At 36.3% G+C, this 2,109-nt stretch carries 1 protein-coding gene and 1 pseudogene; one reads left to right on the forward strand and one right to left on the reverse strand.

Annotated elements, in window-relative coordinates; translation table 11 throughout:
* A pseudogene (locus IR173_RS17915) lies at positions 1-179 on the reverse strand (PD-(D/E)XK nuclease family transposase); the annotation flags it as partial.
* A 316-nt stretch (positions 180-495) separates the two neighbouring features.
* Between IR173_RS17915 and IR173_RS17920 the strand changes: the two are divergent.
* The gene (locus tag IR173_RS17920) at positions 496-1,752 is read left to right on the forward strand and encodes an ATP-binding protein (protein ID WP_237040866.1); all 1,257 of its coding nucleotides are present in this window, start codon (positions 496-498) and stop codon (positions 1,750-1,752) included.
* The last annotated feature ends 357 nt before the right edge of the window (positions 1,753-2,109 follow it).

The following is a 2,109-nucleotide window of genomic DNA, read 5'->3' on the forward strand; positions in this document are numbered from 1 at the left end:
ATCGTCGCCAGATTATCCCTGTATACTTTGATGCTCTCATCATACTTTATCCGCTCCTCTTTACTCAGGGAAGCGATATCCACAATCTTCTCCAGTTTCTCAAAGACGGCTTTGCGCGCTTTGAAAGGCAGTCTGTTCAGCGTTTCCATATTCTTGAGTATATATATCCAACGTTCGTAAACGGATTGATAATTCTTCCCATATCATTTTATTTTTACCAAAGATAACCTTTTAAGGGGAATCGAACAAGAAAGAAGAAGACTTTATTATAGGATTGCGAACCGACAAACGAATGAAAGAGCAGCCTCCCAGAAGACCACTCTTTCTTTCACCAGAATATTATAAAGACGGCTCTTTTAGTCTACAACCATGAGCAGAGATAAACAAACACATGGGAAAAGTCGTTTATCAATAACATATCTGCAAATTATTGCAAATAATCTTTCTGTATATTGAATGATTATTGCTATATTTGTTGTACTAAATAGAAGGGTCATGGAAAAACGAGTGATTAAAAGCCTGATTATAGAGAAGCAAAATGAGATTCCCACTATGGAAATCATGCCTCGGGAACTTGAACTGGAAGAAACATGTAACTATGTCTTCGTCGGACTTCGTCGGGCCGGCAAGTCATATTTAATGTTTCAACACATACAGGAGCTGTTGCTAAAAAAGGAAGTCCGGATAGAAGAAATTCTTTATATCAATTTCGAGGATGAGCGCATTGCAGACATCAAAGTTGAGGAATTGGGACTTATTGTTGAAGCCTATCATGAATTATATTCTTATAAACCACGGATTTATTTGGATGAAATACAGAATGTACAAGGATGGGAAAAGTTTGTACGTCGTCTGGCTGATTCCAAATATCGAATTTTTATTACGGGAAGTAATGCACAAATGCTGAGTAAGGAGATATATACCACTTTGGGAGGCAGATTTATCGCTAAAGAAATATATCCATTCTCTTTTCCTGAATATCTGAAATACCAACACTTTGACCTTGTGCCCAACTGGGAATATAATCTGAAGGTTAAAGCCGAACTGGTAAAGAAATTCGAGACCTATTTTTACTTTGGTGGATTTGCCGAGACATTTCCGCTAAAAGACAAACGCTCATGGCTCAACTCCTTATTTCAGAAAATACTGTTGGGAGATGTCATTTCGCGTAATGATATCAGAAATGAAAGTTCTATCAGGCTGATTGTCAAAAAGCTGGCAGAAAGTATCATGCAGCCATTAGCTTTGGCACGTATATTGGGAGTCATAAAATCCGCCGGCTGCTCCCTGTCATACAATACGCTTGTTGACTATTTGCAATATCTCAATGATGCCTATCTCCTTTTTGGCATTTCGAATTTCTCAGATAAGTTAAGTGAAAAAGAGAGTATCAAAAAAAGATATTTCTTTGACAACGGATTATTGAATACATTTATCATTGAACCGGAAAGTAAACTTTTGGAGAACCTGGTTGCCATTGAGCTGAAAAAGAGATATCAAGAAGGTGTATTTTACTATAAAAAGAATGTGGAGATTGATTTTTATATTCCGTCTGTACACTCAGCCATTCAGGTATCCCTGTCATTATCGCAGAGTGACACGCGTGAACGGGAAGTCCGTGCTTTAATAAAAATATCACAGACATATCCGTTAAAAAAACTGCAGATTATAACGTGGGAAGAAGAAGATGTCATTGAGGAGGCCGACCTGCGCATCGAAGTCCTGCCATTATGGAAATGGTTGCTTATATAAGAACTGCTGTAATCAATTCTGATGATAAAAAATCAAATAATCAGGTTTGCTTTTTCTTGTCCTTTTATTTAACATTATAAAGTAGAAAAGAGAGTTATATCTTTTTTCTACTTTGTCTTATACACCTCTCCAAATTCTATTTTACGTCAATATTATTTCTTTGTTTGCCTTCTTTGTATACTATCTTAATTTATTTGGAATCTATATAAATGTTGATAGTTTTGACTATAAGTTATGGCAGAAACGATTTTGACAAAGACTTGATTTTATGGCGGGAAATAAAACAAGGCGGAAGAAAGCTTCATGCTTCTCTTCCGCCTTGTTATGTTAAATAAAAGGATATATTCGGTTAGTCCA

It is taken from the genome of Phocaeicola faecalis (assembly GCF_021730445.1).
GTDB classification, from domain to species: Bacteria; Bacteroidota; Bacteroidia; order Bacteroidales; family Bacteroidaceae; genus Phocaeicola; species Phocaeicola faecalis.

What these genes read in the sequence shown, in the direction of transcription:
- IR173_RS17920 (WP_237040866.1), top strand. Translation starts at nt 496, where the DNA reads ATGGAAAAACGAGTGATTAAAAGCCTGATTATAGAGAAGCAAAATGAG.